General features: G+C 71.6%; 16 protein-coding genes, 2 tRNA genes and 1 pseudogene. 9 read left to right on the forward strand and 10 right to left on the reverse strand.

Going from position 1 to position 19,302, the window contains the following annotated elements; genetic code table 11:
- Window positions 1-6: 6 nt before the first annotated feature.
- Window positions 7-1,152 (reverse strand): 4-hydroxyphenylpyruvate dioxygenase, encoded by a 1,146-nt coding sequence (gene hppD, locus ACWC0C_RS08520; RefSeq protein ID WP_449199392.1) that lies wholly within the window; start codon window positions 1,150-1,152, stop codon window positions 7-9.
- A 122-nt stretch (window positions 1,153-1,274) separates the two neighbouring features.
- Here hppD and ACWC0C_RS08525 point away from each other — a divergent pair, with 122 nt between their 5' ends.
- The 6 genes and pseudogenes from ACWC0C_RS08525 to ACWC0C_RS08550 all read left to right on the forward strand — a co-directional run bounded on the left by ACWC0C_RS08525 (window position 1,275) and on the right by ACWC0C_RS08550 (window position 6,001).
- Entirely contained in the window at window positions 1,275-1,754 is a 480-nt protein-coding gene (locus ACWC0C_RS08525; RefSeq protein ID WP_449199416.1) for an Lrp/AsnC family transcriptional regulator, read from the forward strand.
- A gap of 24 nt (window positions 1,755-1,778) precedes the next feature.
- On the forward strand, window positions 1,779-2,426 hold the full coding sequence (locus tag ACWC0C_RS08530; protein WP_449199391.1) for an ABC transporter permease: 648 nt from the start codon (window positions 1,779-1,781) through the stop codon (window positions 2,424-2,426).
- Window positions 2,419-3,678: a betaine/proline/choline family ABC transporter ATP-binding protein gene (locus ACWC0C_RS08535; RefSeq protein WP_450862622.1), complete on the forward strand. Its 1,260-nt coding sequence runs from the start codon at window positions 2,419-2,421 to the stop codon at window positions 3,676-3,678. The genes ACWC0C_RS08530 and ACWC0C_RS08535 overlap by 8 nt, the downstream gene beginning before the upstream one ends.
- The gene (locus ACWC0C_RS08540) at window positions 3,675-4,532 is read left to right on the forward strand and encodes an ABC transporter permease (RefSeq protein WP_450862624.1); all 858 of its coding nucleotides are present in this window, start codon (window positions 3,675-3,677) and stop codon (window positions 4,530-4,532) included. The genes ACWC0C_RS08535 and ACWC0C_RS08540 overlap by 4 nt, the downstream gene beginning before the upstream one ends.
- Complete coding sequence (locus tag ACWC0C_RS08545; RefSeq protein WP_450862626.1) at window positions 4,529-5,485, forward strand: glycine betaine ABC transporter substrate-binding protein; 957 nt, start codon at window positions 4,529-4,531, stop codon at window positions 5,483-5,485. Before ACWC0C_RS08540 ends, ACWC0C_RS08545 begins: the two co-directional genes overlap by 4 nt.
- Before the next feature lie 33 nt (window positions 5,486-5,518).
- Window positions 5,519-6,001: pseudogene (locus ACWC0C_RS08550) on the forward strand (winged helix-turn-helix domain-containing protein).
- A 189-nt stretch (window positions 6,002-6,190) separates the two neighbouring features.
- Here ACWC0C_RS08550 and ACWC0C_RS08555 read toward each other — a convergent pair.
- Genes ACWC0C_RS08555 through ACWC0C_RS08565 form a run of 3 tightly spaced genes read right to left on the reverse strand, consistent with a single transcriptional unit; the run spans window position 6,191 to window position 8,870 of the window.
- On the reverse strand, window positions 6,191-6,982 hold the full coding sequence (locus tag ACWC0C_RS08555) for a S16 family serine protease (protein ID WP_450862628.1): 792 nt from the start codon (window positions 6,980-6,982) through the stop codon (window positions 6,191-6,193).
- A gap of 32 nt (window positions 6,983-7,014) precedes the next feature.
- Complete coding sequence (gene menC, locus ACWC0C_RS08560; RefSeq protein WP_450862630.1) at window positions 7,015-8,124, reverse strand: o-succinylbenzoate synthase; 1,110 nt, start codon at window positions 8,122-8,124, stop codon at window positions 7,015-7,017.
- The gene (locus ACWC0C_RS08565) at window positions 8,121-8,870 is read right to left on the reverse strand and encodes a chorismate synthase (protein ID WP_450862632.1); all 750 of its coding nucleotides are present in this window, start codon (window positions 8,868-8,870) and stop codon (window positions 8,121-8,123) included. Before ACWC0C_RS08565 ends, menC begins: the two co-directional genes overlap by 4 nt.
- A 53-nt stretch (window positions 8,871-8,923) precedes the next feature.
- Between ACWC0C_RS08565 and ACWC0C_RS08570 the strand changes: the two genes are divergently transcribed.
- A complete protein-coding gene (locus tag ACWC0C_RS08570; RefSeq protein ID WP_450862634.1) occupies window positions 8,924-10,525 on the forward strand; it encodes a PucR family transcriptional regulator in 1,602 nt (533 codons plus the stop codon).
- Here ACWC0C_RS08570 and dapE read toward each other — a convergent pair.
- From dapE to ACWC0C_RS08595, 5 genes are all read right to left on the reverse strand, one after another.
- Complete coding sequence (dapE, locus tag ACWC0C_RS08575; protein ID WP_450862636.1) at window positions 10,506-11,567, reverse strand: succinyl-diaminopimelate desuccinylase; 1,062 nt, start codon at window positions 11,565-11,567, stop codon at window positions 10,506-10,508. The two genes, ACWC0C_RS08570 and dapE, sit on opposite strands and share 20 nt — an antisense overlap.
- Window positions 11,564-13,051, reverse strand: coding sequence for an amino acid permease (locus ACWC0C_RS08580; protein ID WP_450862637.1), 1,488 nt, complete (start codon window positions 13,049-13,051; stop codon window positions 11,564-11,566). The genes dapE and ACWC0C_RS08580 overlap by 4 nt, the downstream gene beginning before the upstream one ends.
- Window positions 13,052-13,192: 141 nt before the next feature.
- Window positions 13,193-13,834: an IclR family transcriptional regulator gene (locus ACWC0C_RS08585; protein WP_449199381.1), complete on the reverse strand. Its 642-nt coding sequence runs from the start codon at window positions 13,832-13,834 to the stop codon at window positions 13,193-13,195.
- 387 nt (window positions 13,835-14,221) lie between these two features.
- Window positions 14,222-16,021 carry a DEAD/DEAH box helicase gene (locus tag ACWC0C_RS08590; RefSeq protein ID WP_450862638.1) on the reverse strand — a complete coding sequence of 600 codons (1,800 nt, stop codon included), beginning with the start codon at window positions 16,019-16,021 and terminating at the stop codon, window positions 14,222-14,224.
- 191 nt (window positions 16,022-16,212) lie between these two features.
- Entirely contained in the window at window positions 16,213-17,670 is a 1,458-nt protein-coding gene (locus ACWC0C_RS08595; protein WP_450862639.1) for an MFS transporter, read from the reverse strand.
- A 197-nt stretch (window positions 17,671-17,867) separates the two neighbouring features.
- On the opposite strand from ACWC0C_RS08595, the gene ACWC0C_RS08600 reads away from it, so the two are divergent.
- Both ACWC0C_RS08600 and ACWC0C_RS08605 read left to right on the forward strand, forming a co-directional pair.
- Window positions 17,868-17,965 (forward strand) — tRNA-OTHER (locus ACWC0C_RS08600).
- A gap of 18 nt (window positions 17,966-17,983) precedes the next feature.
- Window positions 17,984-18,055 (forward strand) — tRNA-Cys (locus ACWC0C_RS08605).
- A gap of 42 nt (window positions 18,056-18,097) precedes the next feature.
- Here ACWC0C_RS08605 and ACWC0C_RS08610 read toward each other — a convergent pair.
- Window positions 18,098-19,258 (reverse strand): SUKH-4 family immunity protein, encoded by a 1,161-nt coding sequence (locus tag ACWC0C_RS08610; protein ID WP_450862640.1) that lies wholly within the window; start codon window positions 19,256-19,258, stop codon window positions 18,098-18,100.
- Window positions 19,259-19,302: the final 44 nt, after the last annotated feature.

Here is a 19,302-nt window from a genome sequence, read left to right on the forward strand (position 1 = left end):
CCGTGCCTACAGGTTGCCCCGCTTGGCCTGCTCCCGCTCGATCGCCTCGAACAGGGCCTTGAAGTTGCCCTTGCCGAAGCCCATCGAGCCGTGCCGCTCGATGATCTCGAAGAAGACCGTCGGACGGTCCTGGACCGGCTTGGTGAAGATCTGCAGCAGATAGCCGTCCTCGTCACGGTCGGCGAGGATCCTCAGCTCGCGCAGGGTCTCGATCGGCACGCGGGTGTCGCCGACCCACTCGCCGAGGGTGTCGTAGTAGGAGTCGGGCGTGTTGAGGAACTCGACACCGGCGGCGCGCATGGTGCGGACCGTCTGCACGATGTCGTTGGTGTTCAGCGCGATGTGCTGGACGCCCGCGCCGCCGTAGAACTCCAGGTACTCGTCGATCTGGGACTTCTTCTTGGCGATCGCGGGCTCGTTGATCGGGAACTTCACCTTCAGGGTGCCGTCCGCGACGACCTTCGACATCAGCGCGCTGTACTCGGTGGCGATGTCGTCGCCCACAAACTCCTTCATGTTCGTGAAGCCCATGACCTTGTTGTAGAAGGCCACCCACTCGTCCATCTTGCCGAGCTCGACGTTGCCGACGCAGTGGTCGATGGCCTGGAAGGTGCGCTGGGCGGGCGGTTCCACCATCGGCTTGGCGGCGACGAAACCGGGCAGGTAGGGGCCGTCGTAGCCGGAGCGGTCGACCAGGGTGTGGCGGGTCTCGCCGTAGGTGGCGATCGCGGCGAGGACGACGGTGCCGTACTCGTCCTTCACCTCGTACGGCTCGGCGACCGAGCGGGCGCCGTGCTCGACGGCGTAGGCGTGCGCGGCGCGGGCGTCCGGGACCTCGATGGCCAGGTCGATGACGCCGTCGCCGTGCTCGGCCACATGCTGCGCGAGGAACGTGCCCCAGGCGCTGCTCGGCTTGATCACCGAGGTGAACACGAATCGGGCGGAGCCGTTCTCGAGCACGTAACTGGCGGTCTCGCGGCTGCCGTTCTCCGGTCCGGAGTAGGCGACCAGCTTCATGCCGAAGGCGGTGGAGTAGTAGTGCGCCGCCTGCTTGGCGTTGCCCACGGCGAAGACGACCGCGTCCATTCCCTTGACCGGGAAGGGGTCGGCCTGCCGGGCGGTGTCGGGAGTGTGGTGTGTGGTCTGCGTCATAGCGGAAGGGTGGCCCCGCTCTGCAAGGTGCGCAATAGTTTCCGTATTCACTGGGCAATCTGCTTAGTGATACGACCGTGTCGGCGGTCTTTCTGTGCAGGATGACCACCCTTGGGGGTGCCGTGGCGATCGATCATCTGGACGGGCGAATCATCGTGCTCCTCGCCCGGGAGCCGCGCATCGGCGTGCTGGAGATGTCCCGGCGGCTGGGGGTCGCCCGGGGCACGGTGCAGGCGCGTCTGGACCGGCTTCAGTCGAATGGAGTCATCCGCGGATTCGGGCCGCAGGTGGATCCGGCGGCCCTCGGATATCCGGTGACGGCCTTCGCGACGCTGCAGATCCGGCAGGGCCAAGGGGCCGATGTCCGGGCGCACTTGGCGACCGTGCCGGAGGTGCTGGAACTGCTGACCACCACCGGCAGCGGGGACATGCTGTGCCGTCTGGTGGCCCGCTCGAACGCCGATCTCCAGCGGGTGATCGACCGGGTCGTCGGTTTTGATGGCATCGTCCGGGCCTCCACGACGATCGTCATGGAGAACCCCGTTCCGCTGCGGATCATCCCCCTGGTGGAACAGGCCGCCCAGGACGCGAAAGGCACGTAGGCCGATCCGGGGCGGTGAGCGCGGATGGACTTCTGGGAGTACCTCGGCAACCGCCACCAGCAGCTGCTCACGGACGCCTTCCAGCACGCCAGCGCGGTCTTCCAGTGCATGGTCCTGGCCACCGTCATCGGGGTGCTGATCGGGGTCGTCACCTACGGCACCGACTGGGCCGGCAACCTCGCCACCACCGCCACCTCCACCATCCTCACCATCCCCTCCCTCGCCATGATCGGTCTGCTCATCCCCGTCGTCGGCCTGGGCGTGCCGCCCACCGTGATCTCGCTGACGCTGTACGGGCTGCTGCCGATCGTGCGGAACGCGATCGTGGGCCTGCGCGGGGTGGACCCGACGCTGGTGGACGCGGCCCGGGGCATCGGCATGTCCCGTCCGATGCGGCTGGTGCGGGTGGAGCTGCCGCTGGCCTGGCCGCCGATCCTGACCGGCATCCGGGTCTCCACGCAGATGCTGATGGGCATCGCCGCCATCGCCGCCTACGCCTCCGGCCCGGGCCTCGGCAACGAGATCTTCCGCGGGCTGGCCTCCCTGGGCAGCAGGAACGCGCTGAACCAGGTGCTCGCGGGCACGCTCGGGATCATCATCCTCGCCCTCCTCTTCGACGCCGTGTACGTCCTGATCGGCCGGCTGACCATTCCGAGGGGGATCCGTGTCTGAGACGACCTCCGGGACGTCCGCCGAACAGAGCCATGGCGCCGCCATCGAGCTGGAGAACCTGACCAAGCGGTATCCGGGCAGCCAGCAGCCGGCCGTGGACAACGTGAGCATGGAGATCAAGGCGGGCGAGACGGTCGTCTTCGTCGGCCCGTCCGGCTGCGGGAAGTCCACGACGCTCAAGATGATCAACCGCCTGATCGAGCCGACCGGCGGACGCATCCGGATCAACGGCGAGGACGTCACCGACATCGACCCGGTGAAGCTGCGCCGCAAGGTCGGCTACGCCATCCAGTCGGCCGGTCTCTTCCCGCACATGACCGTCGCCCAGAACATCGCCCTGGTGCCGAAGATGATCGGCTGGCCGAAGAAGCGGATCCGGGACCGGGTCGAGGAGCTGCTCGACCTGGTCGGGCTCGACCCAGGCGAGTTCCACGGCCGCTATCCGCGCCAGCTCTCCGGCGGCCAGCAGCAACGCGTCGGCGTGGCCCGCGCCCTGGCCGCCGACCCGCCGGTGCTGCTGATGGACGAGCCCTTCGGCGCGGTCGACCCGATCACCCGCGATCACCTCCAGGACGAGCTGATCAGGCTCCAGCACGAGCTGCACAAGACGATCGTGTTCGTCACCCACGACTTCGACGAGGCGATCAAACTGGGCGACCGGATCGCCGTACTGCGCGAACGCTCGCACATCGCCCAGTTCGACACCCCGGAGGCGATCCTCACCAACCCGGCCGACGACTTCGTGTCCGGTTTCGTCGGCGCGGGCGCGGCCCTGAAGCGGCTGAACCTGACCCGGGTGCGGGACGTGGAGATGCGGGAGTACCCGACGGTGACCGTGGACACCCCGCTCCAGCAGATCTTCGGTCATCTGCGCACCAGCGGCACCAACGAGATCCTGCTCCTGGACAGGCGCCGACGCCCCTACAAGTGGCTGCGGCGCGGCGACCTGATGCGGGCCCGGGGCTCACTGGCCCGCGCGGGCACGCTGGTGCACGACACGGTGACCCGGGACGCGACCCTCCGGGACGCGCTGGAGGCCGTACTGACGGACAACGCGGGCCGGGTCGCGGTGACCGGGCGGCGCGGTGAGTACATCGGCGTGGTCGACATGGAGACCCTGATGAACTCCGTGCACGAACTGCTGGAGGCCGACCGCCTCGAGGCGATGGAGGCCCAGCACGAACTGGAGGAGGCGCGCGCCCAGCAGACCCATCTGGAGCAGGAGGGGCCGGGAGGGGTGAAGAAGGCGTGAGCACCGCCCCGCAGGCGCCGCGCCCCGACGGCGAGCACGAGGTCAGGGGGCTCGCCTTCCGCGACGAGGGCGAGGCGGAGCAGGAGGCCCCGCCGCCGGCCCGGCGCCCGCCCGCGCGGCGCCTGTCCTGGCAGCGGCTGACGGTCCTGCCCGCCTTCCTGGTGGCCGTACTGCTGGCGACCTGGCTGTGGTTCCGGCAGGCCCACCTGGACACGATCTCGCAGAACGCGCTGTCGGGCGGCCAGGTCTCCAAGGCGCTGTGGCAGCACGTGAAGCTGACGGTGATCTCCACCTTCTTCGTGCTGATCATCGCGATCCCGCTGGGCGTCGTGCTCACCCGGCGGGCCTTCCGCAGGGCCACCCCGGTGGCGATGGCCTTCGCCAACATGGGCCAGGCGACTCCCGCGATCGGCCTGCTGGCCCTGCTGGTCATCTGGCTCGGCACGGGTACGAAGGCCGCCCTGATCGGCATCATCGCCTACGCGATCCTGCCGGTCCTCTCCAACACCATCGCCGGCCTCCGGGCCAACGACCCGACCCTGCTGGAGGCGGCCCGCGGCATCGGCATGTCCCCGCTCGGCGTGCTCACCAAGGTCGAACTCCCCCTCGCGGTCCCGCTGATCCTCGCGGGCGTCAGAACGGCCCTCGTCCTGAACGTCGGTACGGCGGCCCTGGCCACCTTCGGCGGAGGCGGCGGCCTGGGCGTGCTGATCACCACCGGCATCACCACCCAGCGCATGCCGGTGCTGGTCCTGGGCTCGGTCCTCACCGTGGCGCTCGCCCTGCTGGTGGACTGGCTGGCCTCACTGGCGGAGGTGCTGATGCGCCCGCGCGGCCTGGAGGTGGGCACATGAGACGCGGGGCGTGCCTGACGGCGGCGGGACTGCTGATGGCCTCTGCCTGCGGCCTGACCAGCGGCTCCCCCATGGTCGACAACGTGGGGCCCGGCACGATCGGCCGGGGCGAGCCGCTCAAGGGGGCTCATCTCACCGTCACCTCCAAGGAGTTCACCGAGCAGCTGATCCTCGGCGCGATCATGGGGATCGCCTTCCAGGCGGCGGGCGCGGACGTGCTGGACCGCACGGGCATCCAGGGGTCCATCGGGTCGCGGGAGGCGGTGAAGAAGGGGGACGCGGACGCGCAGTTCGAGTACACGGGCACCGGCTGGATCACCTACCTGGGCAACGGCAAGCCGATCCCGGATCCGCGGCGGCAGTGGGAGGCGGTACGGGACGCCGACGCGAGGAACGGGCTGACCTGGCTGCCGCCCGCGCAGCTGAACAACACCTACGCCCTCGCCATGAACCAGGCCGGCTTCGAGAAGTACGGCACCCGGACGCTCTCGGAGGTCGCCGCGCTGGCCAGGAAGGACTCCGGTGCCGTCACCCTGTGCGTGGAGAGCGAGTTCGCCAACCGGGCCGACGGACTGCCCGGCCTGGAGAAGGCGTACGGGATGAGCGTGCCGGCGCGGAACGTCACACAGATGGACACCGGGATCATCTACACGCAGGTCGCCAAGGGGAAGTGCACCTACGGGGAGGTGTTCACCACCGACGGGCGCATCAAGTCGATGAACCTGGTGGTGATGGCGGACGACAGGAAGTTCTTCCCCGATTACAACGCGGCGCCGGTGATCAACACCCAGGTCCTGAAGAAGTGGCCGGCCATCGCGGGCGTCATCGAGCCCGTCACGAAGAAGCTGGACAACTCCGTGGCGCAGACCCTGAACGGCAGGGTGGACGTGGACGGGCAGGATCCGCATCAGGTGGCGCTGGACTGGATGAAGGCGGAGGGGTTCGTGAAGTAGGGAGGCCAAGGCGGCGGGCGTGCAAAGAAGTTGATGCAAAGAGAGCGTTGCAAAGAAGTCTTGGCGCACCCGCTGCGGATGGAGCTGCTGAACGCGCTGCGGCACGGCGGACCAGCCGCCGCCTCCCAACTGGCCGCGAAACCGGGCGAGTCCAGCGGAGCGACCAGTTACCACCTGCGCCGGCTCGCCGCCCAATGGTCTTCGACAGCGACGAGTTCCGGGACGCCGACCCGGAGGTGCGTGGCGCGATGGACACGTTCCTGCACGAGGTCGCGAACACCCACACGCGAGCTGTCGACCTGGCTGGCCACCCGGAACGAGTGGTCACACGCCTGGGCCCGCTCCACCGACATGAGCGACATGACGCTTCGGCTGACGCCAGAGCTGGCCCGGGACCTGGTCGGCAGGATGCACGCCCTTGTCGACGAGTTCCGGACCATGGCCCCCGGCAAGGACACCCCGGAGGCGGAGATGGTGCGCATCCACACCCACCTGTTTCCGACCAGGACCGACTGAGAGGCAGCGCCATGCACACCCAGTCCCAGCTCGCCCACCTGCACGCCGCCGACCTGCGCGCCCAGGCCGAGCAGTACCGCCTCGCCGCCCGGGTGAGGCCCTCCGCCGAACTGCGCACCCGCCTCGGCTGGACCCTCGTGGAGGTCGGCCTGCGCCTGGCCTCCGCCCCCAGGCCGAGCCGGCGCCGGCCTAACAGCTCGGCACGGAACCCTTGCCCTTCTCCAGGGCCACCAGGGAGTCCACCGCGCCCTTCAGCGTGGTGACCGGTACCAGTCGCAGCCCCTCCGGCAGTTCCGGCGCGGCATCCGCGCACTCGGCCTTCGGCACCAGGAAGACCTTCGCCCCGTCCCGCCGGGCGGCCTGCATCTTCAGGGCCACCCCGCCGACCGCGCCGACCGTGCCGGAGGCGTCGATCGTGCCCGTGCCGGCGATGGTGCGGCCGCCCGTGAGGTCGCCGCCGCTGCCGTCGCCGTGCAGCTTGTCGATGATCCCCAGCGTGAACAGCAGACCCGCGCTCGGCCCGCCCACGTCGGCGAGCTTCAGCGTGACCTTGACCTTGCCGGCGCTCAGCCCCAGGTACTTCAGCGCCGCCTGGGTCGCCGCGTCCTGGGACTGCCGCATCTGGGCCTCGTTGTGCTCCTGGATCTCCTTGACGGTGTTACCGCTCGGGTAGACCGCGTCACGGGGCATGACGGCCCGGTCGGTGCGGAACCAGTTGCCGACCACGTCACCGAGGGTCACCCGGGTGTCCGGACCGGTCGCCACGATCGTGACCATCCGCAACTGCCCACTGGTCTTGCGGACCGGCGCACCGGAGACGGTGATCACCTCGGTGCCCTTGTTCGACCCCAGCACGTTCGCCGTCATCCCGGGCTCGGCCACCGAGAACGGCAGCGGCGCGAACACCGCCGTGGCCAGCAGGGCCACGACGGGAAGAGCGCAGACGGCTACGGCCTGGGGACGCGTGAGACGTGAGAGCACGGGATCAATCTAACGTGACCACGACCTGTGCCTTATGCCGCGTACAGGTCCCGCCGCCCCCGAGTGAACCGGCGCAGGGCCTCCGGCAGCGGCTCCACGCCGATTCCGGGGGTGACCGGGACCGGGAGGTGGCCGTCCACCAGGACGAACGGCTCGGTGATGTCCTCGGCGAAGTAGCGGGAGGAGGCGGAGGTGTCCCCGGGGAGGGTGAAGCCGGGGAGGGCGGCCAGGGCGAGGTTGGGGGCGCGGCCGATGCCCGTCTCCAGCATGCCGCCGCACCACACCGGGACCCCGTGCGCGTGGGCCACGTCGTGGACGCGGCGGGCCTCCAGGTAGCCGCCGACGCGGGCGGGCTTGACGTTCACCACCCGGCAGGCGTCCATCGCGATCGCGGCGGCGGTGTCGGAGGCATGGTGCAGGGACTCGTCCAGGCAGACGGGGGTGCGCAGGCGTCTCTGCAGCTGGGCATGGGCGTGCAGGTTGTTCTCCGCCAGTGGCTCCTCGATCAGCAGCAGCCCGAAGTCGTCGAGGCCTCGCAGGTGCTCGGCGTCCGCGAGGGTGTAGGCGGTGTTGGCGTCGACCTGGAGGGGGAGCGCCGCGCCGAAGCGCTCGCGGACCGCCCGTACCGGCTCCACGTCCCAGCCGGGCTCGATCTTCAGCTTGATGCGGACGTACCCCTCGGCGAGATAGCGCTCGACGTCGTCCAGCAGCTCGGCCACCGAGTTCTTGATGCCGACCGACACCCCGGCGGGCACCCGGTCCCGAACCGCGCCGAGATAGGTCGCGAGCGGCATGCCGTACGACCGCAGCTCGGCGTCCAGGACCGCCGTCTCCAGGGCCGCCTTCGCCAGCTCGTGCCCCTTGATCTTCGCCAGCGCGGGGGCCAGCGCGGCCGTGGTCAGGTGCGGTACGGCGGCCAGACGGGGCAGCAGGAAGTCGCGCAGCACGATCTCGGCGCCGGCGACGAACTCCGAGCAGTACAGCGGCTCGGGGTCGGCGGCGAACTCCGACCAGCCCTCGGCCGCGTCCGTGACGACGTGCAGGAGGAAGGTGTCCTTCGTCGTCATCGTCCCGAAGGACGTACGGAAGGGGGTGACCAGCGGGATCGCCACGTGCACGATCTCGACGCGTTCGAGCTTCATGCGCCCGCCTCCGTCCGGGTGAGGGTGTACCAGCCGTCGCGGGACATCCCGGTGGCCCGAAACCCCTCCGCGAAGGCCCGGAGGAAGACGTCGCGCACCGCGTGCCGCCAGCGCAGCGCCAGCGCCGGGTCGGCGGCGCGCAGCTTCACGATGTCCTCGGGCACCCGGCACCAGATGTGCCGGTCGTCGCGCCGCAGGAGGGGGTCGCCGTCGGGGGCGGTGGCGATGACCGGTCCGCGGGGTTCGATGTCGTACGGCTGTGCCGGCGCGGTCAGCTGCCACGTCACCGTCAGCCGGTCGCTCTCGTCGCCGTCGTTCACGCCGTCGGTCATCGGGCCGTAGAAGTCGACCAGGTACTCCGTGCCGGCGGCGCCCAGCTTGACCAGGTTGAAGCGGGCGTTGCGGCCGACCAGCGGGTCGAAGGTCCAGCGCATGGTGCGGGCGCCCAGGCCGACGGCCCAGTCGCGCTGGGCCAGCTTCACGGCGTGCCCGAGGCCCCGGTCGGCGGCGGCCACCAGCGAGTACGTGCTGCGCTCGGGGCCGAGGACGGCGACGGACGCCCCGGCGAGCCGCGGCCCGTCGTGGGCGGCGTGCACCGCGCCGCCGGCGTGCACCAGGCTGTGCAGGACCTCGGCCGGGTAGGGCGGCGCGGTGCGGGGCGTCTGCCAGACGTCGCTGAAATAGTCGGCCACGGCCGCGAGCCCGGCGACGTCGTGGACGGTACGGATGGTGACTCCTGCTGTCATGGCACGAGTCTCGAAGGAGCCGGGTCCGCCTGTGTTGTGCGAGCGGCCAAGGCATGCGTACGTTCGTTTCACCATCCGCCAACAGCCTGCTGGGGACCCTCATGGACGTCTGCACCCTCGGCGACCTCCTCGACGTCGTCGGCGGCCCGGCCCTGCGCCTGCACACGGCCCCCGCCGGTCAGGCCGTACCGGTCACCGAGGCGGTGCTCCACGACGGCCACATCCCGCTCCCCCGGCTGCCCGGCGCGCTGCTGCTGGCGGTCGGCGTGCCGGCGGCCGAGTGCGGTCCGCTGCTGCGGGCGGCGGCGCGGGCCGGGCTGACCGGGGTGGTGGTGCGCGGCGCGGACGGCCCGGTAGCGGAGGCGGAGGCGCACGGCGTGGCACTCCTCTCGGTCGCCGAGGACGCCGCCTGGCACCATGTGCACCTGCTGCTGGCCTCGGCCATCGCCGCCCAGCCCACCGCCGCGGCCTCCGGCAACGGGCTCGGCGACCTGTTCGCGCTGGCCGACGCGATCGCTACGGCGACCGGCGGGGCCACCGCCATCGAGGACCCCCGGCAGCGGATCCTCGCCTACTCCACCGTCCCCGGTCAGCCGGTGGACGAGGACCGCCGGCAGGGCATCCTCGGCCGGCAGGTGCCGGCCAGCACGGAGAACACCGAGCAGTACCGCCGGCTGTTCGCCGCCGACCGCCCGCTCAGGCTGCCCGCGCTGGCCGAGGGGGACCTGCCCCGTCTCGCGATGCCGGTGCGGGCCGGCGGGGAGACGCTCGGCTCGGTGTGGGTGATCGACGGCGGCGCGCTCGCCCCGGACGCCAAGGACACCCTCGCCCAGGGCGCCTCCACGGCCGCCCTGCTCCTGCTGCGGGCGCGCGCGGCGCGGGAGCTGGCCCGGCACCGGGGCAGCGAGCTGCTGCGCCGCCTGCTGGACGGCACGGCCGCGGATCCGGCAACGGCCGCCGAACGGCTGGGAGTTGCGGGGCCCGCCCGGGTGGCGGCCTTCGTGCTGGACTCCGCGGCGAGCGTCCCGGACGCCGAGCGCACCGCGCTGCGCCTGCTGGACGTCGTACGACTGCAGTGCGAGGCGCGTTACGGGCGGCACGCGGGTGTGCTGGTGGGCGGGGTGGTGTACGCGGTGCTGCCCGGCTCCGGCCGGCGACACAAGCGGCTCACCGAGGACATCGTGGCGCGGGCCGGACAGGCGCTGCGGGTGCCGGTGCGGGCGGCGCTCGGCGAGGTCGTGCCGGACGCGGCGGGGCTCGCGGACTCGCGGGCGGACGCGGACCTGGTGCTGCGGGTGCTGGACGCGCAGCTGCCGGTGGCCGCGGTGGACGAGGTGCGGGCGCGCGTCACCCTGCTGCGGCTGACCGAAGTGATGGGCGAACGGCGGGAGCTGAGCGCGGGCGCGTGGCGGCGGGTGCTGGCCTACGACGCGGAACACGGCACGGAGTACGCCCGCACGCTGGTCTGCTGGCTGGACGCGGGCTGCGACATGGCGGGCGCGGCGAAACTCCTCGCCGTACACCCCAACACCTGCCGCTACCGCCTCAGACAGCTCCAGCAGCACGCCGGGGTCGACCTGGACGACCCCGACGAACGGCTGGTGCTGTGGCTGCAGTTGCGGACCCTGGCGGGCCTCAGCTCAGCCACTCCCTGAGCCTGGCCTCACACCGCTCCAGGTGCGCCACGGGGACGTACTCCCCCGCCGTGTGGGCGAGGGACGGGTCCCCGGGGCCGTAGTTGAGCGCGGGCACTCCCAGCGCGGTGAACCGGGCGACATCGGTCCAGCCGAGCTTGGGCCGGGGCTCGGCACCGAGTGCGGCGACGAGCCCGCCGACCCGGTCGAGGTGCGGCAGGGCCCCCGCGACGACCTCCCTCACGTGCAGCTCGTACTCCGGGAAGAGCGAGCGCACGTACGCCTCCGCGTCCTCGGGCGAACGGCTGGGCGCGAAGCGGCAGTTGACGGTGACGACACACTCGTCGGGTACGACGTTCCCGGCGACCCCGGCCCGTACGGCGACGGCACTGAGCCCCTCCCGGTACTCGAGGCCGTCGACCACGACCCGCTCGGGCCGGTGCTCGTCGAGCCGCCGCAGGACCCGGCCGGCCTTGTGGGCGGCGTTGACGCCCTGCCAGGCGCGGGCGGTGTGGGCGCGGGCGCCCTTGACCACGATGTCGGCGGTCAGGATGCCCTGGCAGCCGGCCTCCACACCCGCGTCGGAGGGCTCCATGAGGACGGCCAGCCCGGCGTCGGCGAGCAGCTCGGGCCGTTCGGCAGCGATCCGGGCGAGCCCGTTGCGGTCCCCTTCCACCTCCTCGCACTCGTAGAAGACGTAGGTGAGATCGCGGCCGGGCGCCGGCACGGTCGCGGCGAGCCGCAGGGCGACGGCGACCCCGCCCTTCATGTCACAGGCACCGAGCCCGTGCACGCGGCCGTCGGCGAGCCGGGAGGGCAGGTTCCCGGCGGCCGGAACGGTGTCCAGGTGCCCGGCGACCAGGGCACGTTCGGACCGGCCGAGCTGCGTGCGGGCGACGACGGAGTTGCCGACCCGGTCGACGGTGAGGTGCGGAAGGGCGCGCAGGGCGGACTCGACGGCGTCCGCGATGACGCCCTCCCGCCCGCTCTCGGAGGGCAGGTCGACGAGGGCTCGGGTGAGGGTGACGACGTCGGCGGAGAGGTCGAGGACGGGGACGGTCATGCGGGGTCCTGCTGCTGGGGCTGGTCGAGCTCGAGGTCCTGCTGCTGGGGCTGGTCGAGCTTGGAGTGCCGGATGCCGTAGAGGCCGTAGATGACGAGCCCGGCGGCCATCCAGGCCCCGAAGGCGATCCAGGTGTCGGCGCCCAGGCTGCCCAGCATGTAGAGGCAGAAGGCGACGCCGAGCAGGGGCGTGACGGGCGAGAACGGCACCCGGAAGGAGCGCGGGATGCCGGGGCTGCGCCGGCGCAGCAGGATGACGGCCAGGTTGACCAGCATGAACGCGAACAGGGTGCCGATGCTGGTGGCGTCGGCGAGGCTGCCGAGCGGGACCAGGGCGGCGAGGACGGCGATGAAGCCGGACACGATCACGGTGTTGGCGCGGGGCACACCGGTCCGGGGATGCACCTTGGCGAACAGGGGCGGCACGAGCCCGTCCCGGGCCATGGCGAACAGGATGCGGATCTGCCCGTACTGCACGGTGAGCACCACACTGGTGGTGGCGACGACGGCGCCGACGGACAGCAGGATCGGCCAGAGGTTCCCGCCCCCGACGGACCGTACGAGCACCTCGCTGAGCGTGGCCTCGGTCCCCGCGAACTGCTTCCACGGCATGGCGCCGAGCGCGGCGACCGCCACGAGCACGTACAGGGCGGTGACCAGGACGAGGGACAGGATGATGGCGCGCGGCAGGTCCCGCTGCGGATTCCGGGCCTCTTCACCCGCTGTCGACGCGGCGTCGAACCCGATGTAGGAGAAGAAGAGGGAGGCCGCTCCGGCGCTCATGCCGGCGGCGCCGAGCGGGAAGAGGGGGTGGAAGTTCCCGGCGCGGAAGGCGGTGAAGGCGACCGCGCAGAACAGCACGAGGGCGGCGATCTTGACGGCGACCATGATGGTGTTGGCGACGGCGCTCTCCTTGGCCCCGCGCAGCAGGACGACCATGGCGAGTACGACGATGAGCGCGGCCGGGATGTTCAGGGTGCCGCCGGCACCGGGCGGCGCGCTGAGCGAGTCGGGGAGGGTCACCCCGAAGGTGAGCCGGAGGAGTTCGTTGACGTACTGCCCCCACCCCACGGCGACGGCGGCGACCGACACCCCGTACTCCAGGATCAGACACCAGCCGCACACCCAGGCGACCAGCTCGCCGAGGGTGGCGTACGCGTAGCTGTAGGAGGATCCCGAGCCGGGGATCATGCCGGCCAGTTCGGCGTACGACAGCGCCGAGAACAGGGCCGTGACACCGGCGAGGACGAAGGAGACGACGACGGCCGGACCGGCCTCCGGCACGGCCTGCCCGAGCACCACGAAGATCCCGGTACCGAGGGTGGCGCCCACGCTGAGCAGCGTCAGCTGGGCCACGCCCATGGTCCGCCTGAGCGGGCTGCCGGCGGCCTCGCCGACGAGGCGTTGCACCGGCTGGCGCCGGGTGAGTCGACGTGTGCTCGCTTCTTGTGCTGTGGCCTCCGGCCGGGTGCCCACTGTGTCCACCGCGCTGTTCCCTCCGCCTTGGGGTGTATGGCCCTTGATGATGCGGAGGGGGGACGAGCGACAGGTGCGCGGATCGGCCAAACGTGCGGGTCGAGGATTGGCCGGATGTGCAAAGGGGGCGGTGCCGACTGTGTCAGCTGATCAGCGCAGGGCCTCGGCGACCTCTCGGGCCGCCTCGACCACCCTCGGCCCCACCCGCTCCGGCACGGCGTCCGCCAGCATCACCACACCCACGCTGCCCTCGACCCCGGTGACCCCGACCAACGGCGCCGCGGCCCCGCTCGCCCCGGCCTCCAGCTCCCCGTGCGTGAGGGTGTACCCGGGATCCACGGAGGGCGACTGCCGAGCCGCCAGGATCGCCTTGCCCGCGGCGCCCCGGTCCAACGGGTGCCGGAACCCGGCCCGGTACGCCACGTGATAGTCGGTCCACGTCGGTTCGACGACGGCGACGGCCAGCGCCTCCGTCCCGTCCACCAGCGTCAGGTGCGCCGTCGCCCCTATGTCCTCCGCGAGCGACCGCAACGCGGGCAACGCGGCCTCCCGCACCAGCGGATGCACCTGCCGGCCGAGCCGCAGGACCCCGAGCCCGACCCGGGCTCGCCCGCCCAAGTCACGCCGTATGAGGGCGTGTTGTTCAAGTGTGGCGAGCAACCGGTACACCACGGTACGGTTCACGCCCAGTTTCGTGGACAACTCGGTGACGGTCAGCCCGTGGTCGGTGTCGGCCAGCAGCTTGAGGACACGCAGTCCCCGGTCGAGCGTCTGAGAGGTCTCCGCGGTCACGACGCCCACTCCTTTGGTGGTGAGGTCGACGGTCTCTGCGCGACGGATGCGTCACCGAGTCCCGTCGGCGACGCGCATCAGAGGCCGCCGATCGGCAGGACGGCCCGGCGGCTCCGGGCCGTGTCGCTTCACGGCTGCGCTCCGCGGCGGCGCTGCCACGGGGCGTGTGCGTAGCGGGACAGTAGCGAAGCAGGTTCGCTGAGCGGAAGCCTCCGTCCAGAATCCGGGCAAGGCTACTTCCGGCCTGCCTCTATTCGTCCGGATACGCACATCCCCCAGCATCTTGCACACCGCACCCGGGGTCCGGGGCGGAGCCCCGTGACATGAGCCTCGAAGCCAACCGAGACGGGTGGGCGGGTGGGAAAGAAACCGCTGAACCGGCGGAGCTCACCGCATGCGCGTGGCCCACTCCTGCACCTTGGCGATCCGCTGCCGCAGCTGCCCCGCCGTGGCCTCCGCGCTCGGCGGCCCCCCGCACACCCGGCGCAGCTCGGTGTGGATCACCCCGTGCGGCTTCCCGCTCTGGTGGACGTACGCACTGACCATGGTGTTCAGCTGCTTGCGCAGCTCCATCATCTCCTTGTGCGAGACCACCGGCCGCCGCTCGGCCGGCAGCTCCAGCAGGTCGGCCTCGCTGTCCGGCTTCTTCCGGCTGTGCGCGATCTGCCGGGCCTGCCGCTTCTGCAGCAGCATCTGCACCTGCTCGGGTTCCAGGAGGCCGGGGATGCCGAGGTAGTCCTGCTCCTCCTCGCTCCCCGGGTGCGCCTGCATGCCGAACTCGGCGCCGTCGTAGAGGACCCGGTCGAAGACGGCGTCGGACTCCAGCGCCTCGAAGGGCAGCATGTCCTGCTCGCCGGTGTCCTCGTCCTGCTGCTTGTTCGCCTCCTCCATCTCCTTCTCGGATTCGGCGTACGGGTCCTCCTCGCCCTCCTTCTTCGGCTTGTCGAGGGCGTGGTCCCGCTCCTTCTCCATCTCGTTGGCGAAGGTCAGCAGGTCGGGCACGGTCGGCAGGAACACGGACGCGGTCTCGCCGCGCCGCCGGGACCGTACGAAACGCCCGACGGCCTGGGCGAAGAACAGCGGAGTCGAAATGGTCGTGGCGTAGACACCCACGGCCAGCCGCGGCACGTCGACGCCCTCGGACACCATCCGCACGGCGACCATCCACCGGTCGGTGCTGTCGCTGAACTCGTCGATCTTCTTCGAGGCGCCGGCGTCGTCGGACAGCACGAGCGTCACCCTGTTTCCCGTGATCTCACGGATGAGCTTGGCGTAGGCGCGGGCGGAGTCCTGGTCGGAGGCGATGACGAGGGCACCGGCGTCCGGGATGGCCTTGCGGACCTCGGTCAGCCGCTGGTCGGCGGCGCGCAGCACGCTGGGCATCCAGTCGCCGCGCGGGTCGAGCGCCGTACGCCAGGCCTGGCTGACCGCGTCCTTGGTCATCGGCTCGCCGAGCCGGGCGGCGACCTCGTCCCCGGCCTTCGTACGCCAGCGCATGTTGCCGCTGTAGCTCAAGAAGATGACCGGGCGGACGACGCCGTCGGAGAGCGCGGACCCGTACCCGTAGGTGTAGTCGGCGGCGGACCGCCGGATGCCGGCGTTGTCCTCCTCGTACGTCACGAAGGGGATGGGGTTGGTGTCGGACCGGAACGGCGTACCGGTCAGCGCGAGGCGGCGCGTGGCGGGCTCGAACGCCTCCAGGCAGGCCTCGCCCCAGGACTTGGAGTCACCGGCGTGATGGATCTCATCCAGGATCACCAGGGTCTTGCGCTGCTCGACGCGGTTGCGGTGCAGCATGGGGCGCACGCCGACACCGGCGTAGGTGACGGCGACACCGTCGTAGTCCTTGCCGAGCGGGCCGGCGCTGTACTCGGGATCGAGCTTGATCCCGATCCGGCTCGCGGCCTCCGCCCACTGCTTCTTCAGGTGCTCGGTCGGCGCGACCACGGTCACCTGCTGTACGACGTGGTGGTGCAGCAGCCAGGAGGCGAGCGTCAGCGCGAAGGTCGTCTTGCCGGCGCCGGGCGTGGCGACCGCGAGGAAGTCACGCGGCTGCTCCTGGACGTACTTCTCCATCGCCCCCTGCTGCCAGGCACGCAGCTTGCTGGCGGTACCCCAGGGCGCGCGGCCCGGGAAGGCGGGCGACAGGTGGTGGGAGTGAGCGGAGGTAGCGGCGGTGGTAGTCACGGTCTCCGTTTTTTGTGGGGCTCGGGGGGTCGGCTACGTATGACAACCGGGCCACCCTACCGGCGCCGCCCTCCCGTCAACGCCCGGACGAGACCGGGTCGCCCGCGGGTGGGACCCACGTCACAGTCAGCGCGCGAAGCGCGGCGCTGGGCCGCGATCTTGGGGACGTCCATGGCGCCGGGGCAGAGGTACTAGCTGGTACCACGCGGTACCGCCGCGCCCTCCCGCAGCCGCCTCGTCACCCAGGCCCCCACCAGCGCCACCCCCGTCATCGGCAGAAACACGGCCGCGAAGGCGGCGGGATGGCTGCCGCCGGCGGCCATGGCCGTGGTGGCCGCCGTGCTGCCCCCGCCCAGGGCCGCGAAGGCGGCGCCGGTCGCGGCGAGCAGGACCACGTTGGAGAGGGCGTCGGAGATCTGGAGCGCGGCGGAGTTGGCGCCGGCCTCCTCCGGGGCGGACAGCTGGAGCAGGAGCACGCTGGTGGAGGAGATCACCAGGCCCATGCCGAAGCAGCCGAAACCCCAGGCGACGGCGAGGGCCCACACAGGCACGGAGTGCACCAGCACACTCGGCGCCGCGGTGATCGCACCAGCGACCAGCAGCATCCCGACGGTCATCAGCCGCTCCCGGTACGGCTGCACGCGCGGCCGGGACTGCACCCATGAGCCCAGCGCCCAGGAGCCGCCGCCCGCCGCCAGCGAGAACCCGGCGAGCGTCGGCGTGAGGCCGCGCTGGGTGACCAGCATCAGCGGGACGAAGGACTCGGCGGCGACGAAGCAGCCGGCGGACAGCCCGCGCAGCAGCACGACGGAGGGCAGTCCGCGGGCGGCCCGGTAGGTGCCGCGCGGGAGGAGACCGAGGACGGCGGGCACCAGCAGGGCGGCGCCGGCCAGCCCCGGGAGCAGGGAGAGCGGGCGCAGGTCCTGAGCGGCGTACTGGAGGAGGCCGGCGCCGAGGGAGACGGCGAGGGCGAGGCGGATCCGCCGCCGGTCGAAGGAGTGGGCGCCGGCCTCCTCGTCCACCGGGCCGGAGGCCCTGCGCCGTATCTGCGGCAGGGCGAGGGCGAGCGGGAACACGACGAGGACCGGGATGCCGAGGAAGACCCAGCGCCAGCCGAGGTGTTCGGTGACGGCGCCGGAGGCGAGCGGGCCGACGATGGTGGGGACGATCCATCCCGCGGCGAAGGCCGCCATGATCGCGGGTCGCAGCCGCTCCGGGTAGGCGCGGCTGACGACGACGTACAGGGCGACGATGACCAGCCCGCCGCCGAAGCCCTGCACCGCCCGCCCCAGGATGAACACCCACATGACCTGAGCGGTCCCGGCGACGACGAGGCCCGCGGCGAAGGCACCGATGCCGGTGGTCAGCGCCCCCAGGGGGCCGCGCCGGTCGGACCACTGCCCGGCCAGCACCATGCCGAACAGACTGGTCGTGAAGTACCCGGAGAAGGCGAACGCGTACAGGGCCACGCCGTCCAGCTCCCGCGCCGCGACCGGCATGGCGGTCCCGACGGCGGTCGCCTCGAAGGCGATCAGCAGCACGACGGAGACGATGCCGACACTGAGCGCCCGGTAGGGCCGGCTCAGCACGCCGTCGCCCTGCTCGACGGGGTTCACGACGGCGGCGTCACGGGGCTCCAGGGCGGTCATGCCGTCAGCGTAAGGTCCACGACCTGGTTTGACCCCTGTCCAGAGTCCCACCAGCCCCTGCGACCTTGGTCGTACGCCCCCCCTTACGTCCCCCTTACATCCCCTTTTCATGAACGCCGTATGGCAGTCCCGTTGCAGCCCGGCCGGTTCCCTTGAGCAGCTCCACACCCGGCCCGTAACTTCGTTCCCACGAACACGGCCGTGTGCCCGAGTGGTTGAGGGGCTCGCCTGCGCTGCATCCATCAGCGGGCTCCGCCCGCGGGGAGTTACGTGGGTTCGAATCCCGCCACGGCCGAGGACGACAACTCAACACGGCCGTGTGCCCGAGTGGTTCAGGGGCTCGCCTGCAAAGCGAGTTACGTGGGTTCGAATCCCGCCACGGCCTCTGAGAAGGGCGGTGCCCCCGCGGGGGTGCCGCCCTTCGTGTTCAGAGGGCTCCGCCCGTCTCGTCCTTGAGCTGTTCCGTCCAGTAGTGCCAGGCCGTGTCCGGCAGGGTGGCCGTGGGGTCGAGGGTGGTCAGGGTGTGGAGCATGGCCGCGGCCAGGTGGTCGTAGGCGCGAGTCGTGAGTTCGTGGCCGAGGTGTTCGTCGATGGTGCGCTCGTGGTGCAGGAGCCAGAGCGTGAAGGCGAGGGTGGAGACGTCGGTGTTGAGGGGGTGGAGCGCGGCGTCCGGCTCGCTGAAGGTCAGGACCGCGCCCGTTCTGCCGTCGAGCACCAGGCTGTTGTCCTCGATCAGATGGCCGAGGCGGATCAAGTGGTCGGCGTGGGCCGGGAGTTCGTCCAGGGGGTAGTCGCCCGCGCACTCGTCGGTGAAGTACTCCCGGAGCGTCGGCAGCGGCACGTCCGTGTCGGCGTGGAAGAGGACCGCCTCCTCCGGCAGCCCGGTCTCGCGCAGGAAGCGCCGGGTCGGCTCGTGGGTGAGGGTCGCCGGGAAGTCGACCTCTTCGAAGCGGGCCACCCTGCGGTGTCCGAACTCCTGGTCCAGCACGCGGGCGGGGACGTCCAGGGTGAGGCCGGAGGCGGTGCCGGGGCCCGCGACCAGGGCGAGCGGGCGGATCAGGGCCGCCGCCTTCCAGTACGGCGGGATATGGCCGCCCGCGCCCTCCTCGAAGAGGGAGAGGAGCCGGCGGGTCGCCTCGGCCACCGTGTTGGGGCCGTACTGGCCGGCGAGCGAGGCGAAACGGCCGCGCAGGCCCGCCAGTTCCTCGGTGACCGCGGCGAAGCGCAGCAGCGTGTCCAGGGACGGCGCGAAGGGGCGGGGGTGGGTGGGGTCGTAGAGGTAGGCCGTCGTCAGCTCGCCGGTGCCGCCGTCGAGCAGGATGGACTCGCGCCGCATGCCCGCCGGGTTGAGGAGTTCGCCTATCACCAGCCGGTCCCGCAGCTCGTCCGCCACGCGGAACGGGCCGTCCGCGGCGTCGGCGAGCGTGCGCAGGCCGTGTGTGCGCAGCGGGGAGAAGGTCAGCAGGTCGGTGTCCGTGGGCAGTCCGGTGCCGCTGAGCAGGCCGCGCGTCGGCGCGTGCGTGACGTAGCGGTCCAGCTCCGCCTCGGTCAGCGTGATCGCCGCAACCCCGGCGTCGGTCGTGCTCATCGCTCCCCCGCGATCTTCCCCGTCGGTGCACACGTGAGTCGGCC

This window comes from Streptomyces sp. NPDC001709, assembly GCF_053596375.1.

What these genes read in the sequence shown, in the direction of transcription:
- hppD (WP_449199392.1), bottom strand. Translation starts at nt 1,152, where the DNA reads ATGACGCAGACCACACACCACACTCCCGACACCGCCCGGCAGGCCGAC.
- ACWC0C_RS08530 (WP_449199391.1), top strand. Translation starts at nt 1,779, where the DNA reads ATGGACTTCTGGGAGTACCTCGGCAACCGCCACCAGCAGCTGCTCACG.
- ACWC0C_RS08545 (WP_450862626.1), top strand. Translation starts at nt 4,529, where the DNA reads ATGAGACGCGGGGCGTGCCTGACGGCGGCGGGACTGCTGATGGCCTCT.
- menC (WP_450862630.1), bottom strand. Translation starts at nt 8,124, where the DNA reads ATGAAGCTCGAACGCGTCGAGATCGTGCACGTGGCGATCCCGCTGGTC.
- ACWC0C_RS08565 (WP_450862632.1), bottom strand. Translation starts at nt 8,870, where the DNA reads ATGACAGCAGGAGTCACCATCCGTACCGTCCACGACGTCGCCGGGCTC.
- ACWC0C_RS08570 (WP_450862634.1), top strand. Translation starts at nt 8,924, where the DNA reads ATGCGTACGTTCGTTTCACCATCCGCCAACAGCCTGCTGGGGACCCTC.
- dapE (WP_450862636.1), bottom strand. Translation starts at nt 11,567, where the DNA reads ATGACCGTCCCCGTCCTCGACCTCTCCGCCGACGTCGTCACCCTCACC.
- ACWC0C_RS08595 (WP_450862639.1), bottom strand. Translation starts at nt 17,670, where the DNA reads ATGACCGCCCTGGAGCCCCGTGACGCCGCCGTCGTGAACCCCGTCGAG.
- ACWC0C_RS08610 (WP_450862640.1), bottom strand. Translation starts at nt 19,258, where the DNA reads ATGAGCACGACCGACGCCGGGGTTGCGGCGATCACGCTGACCGAGGCG.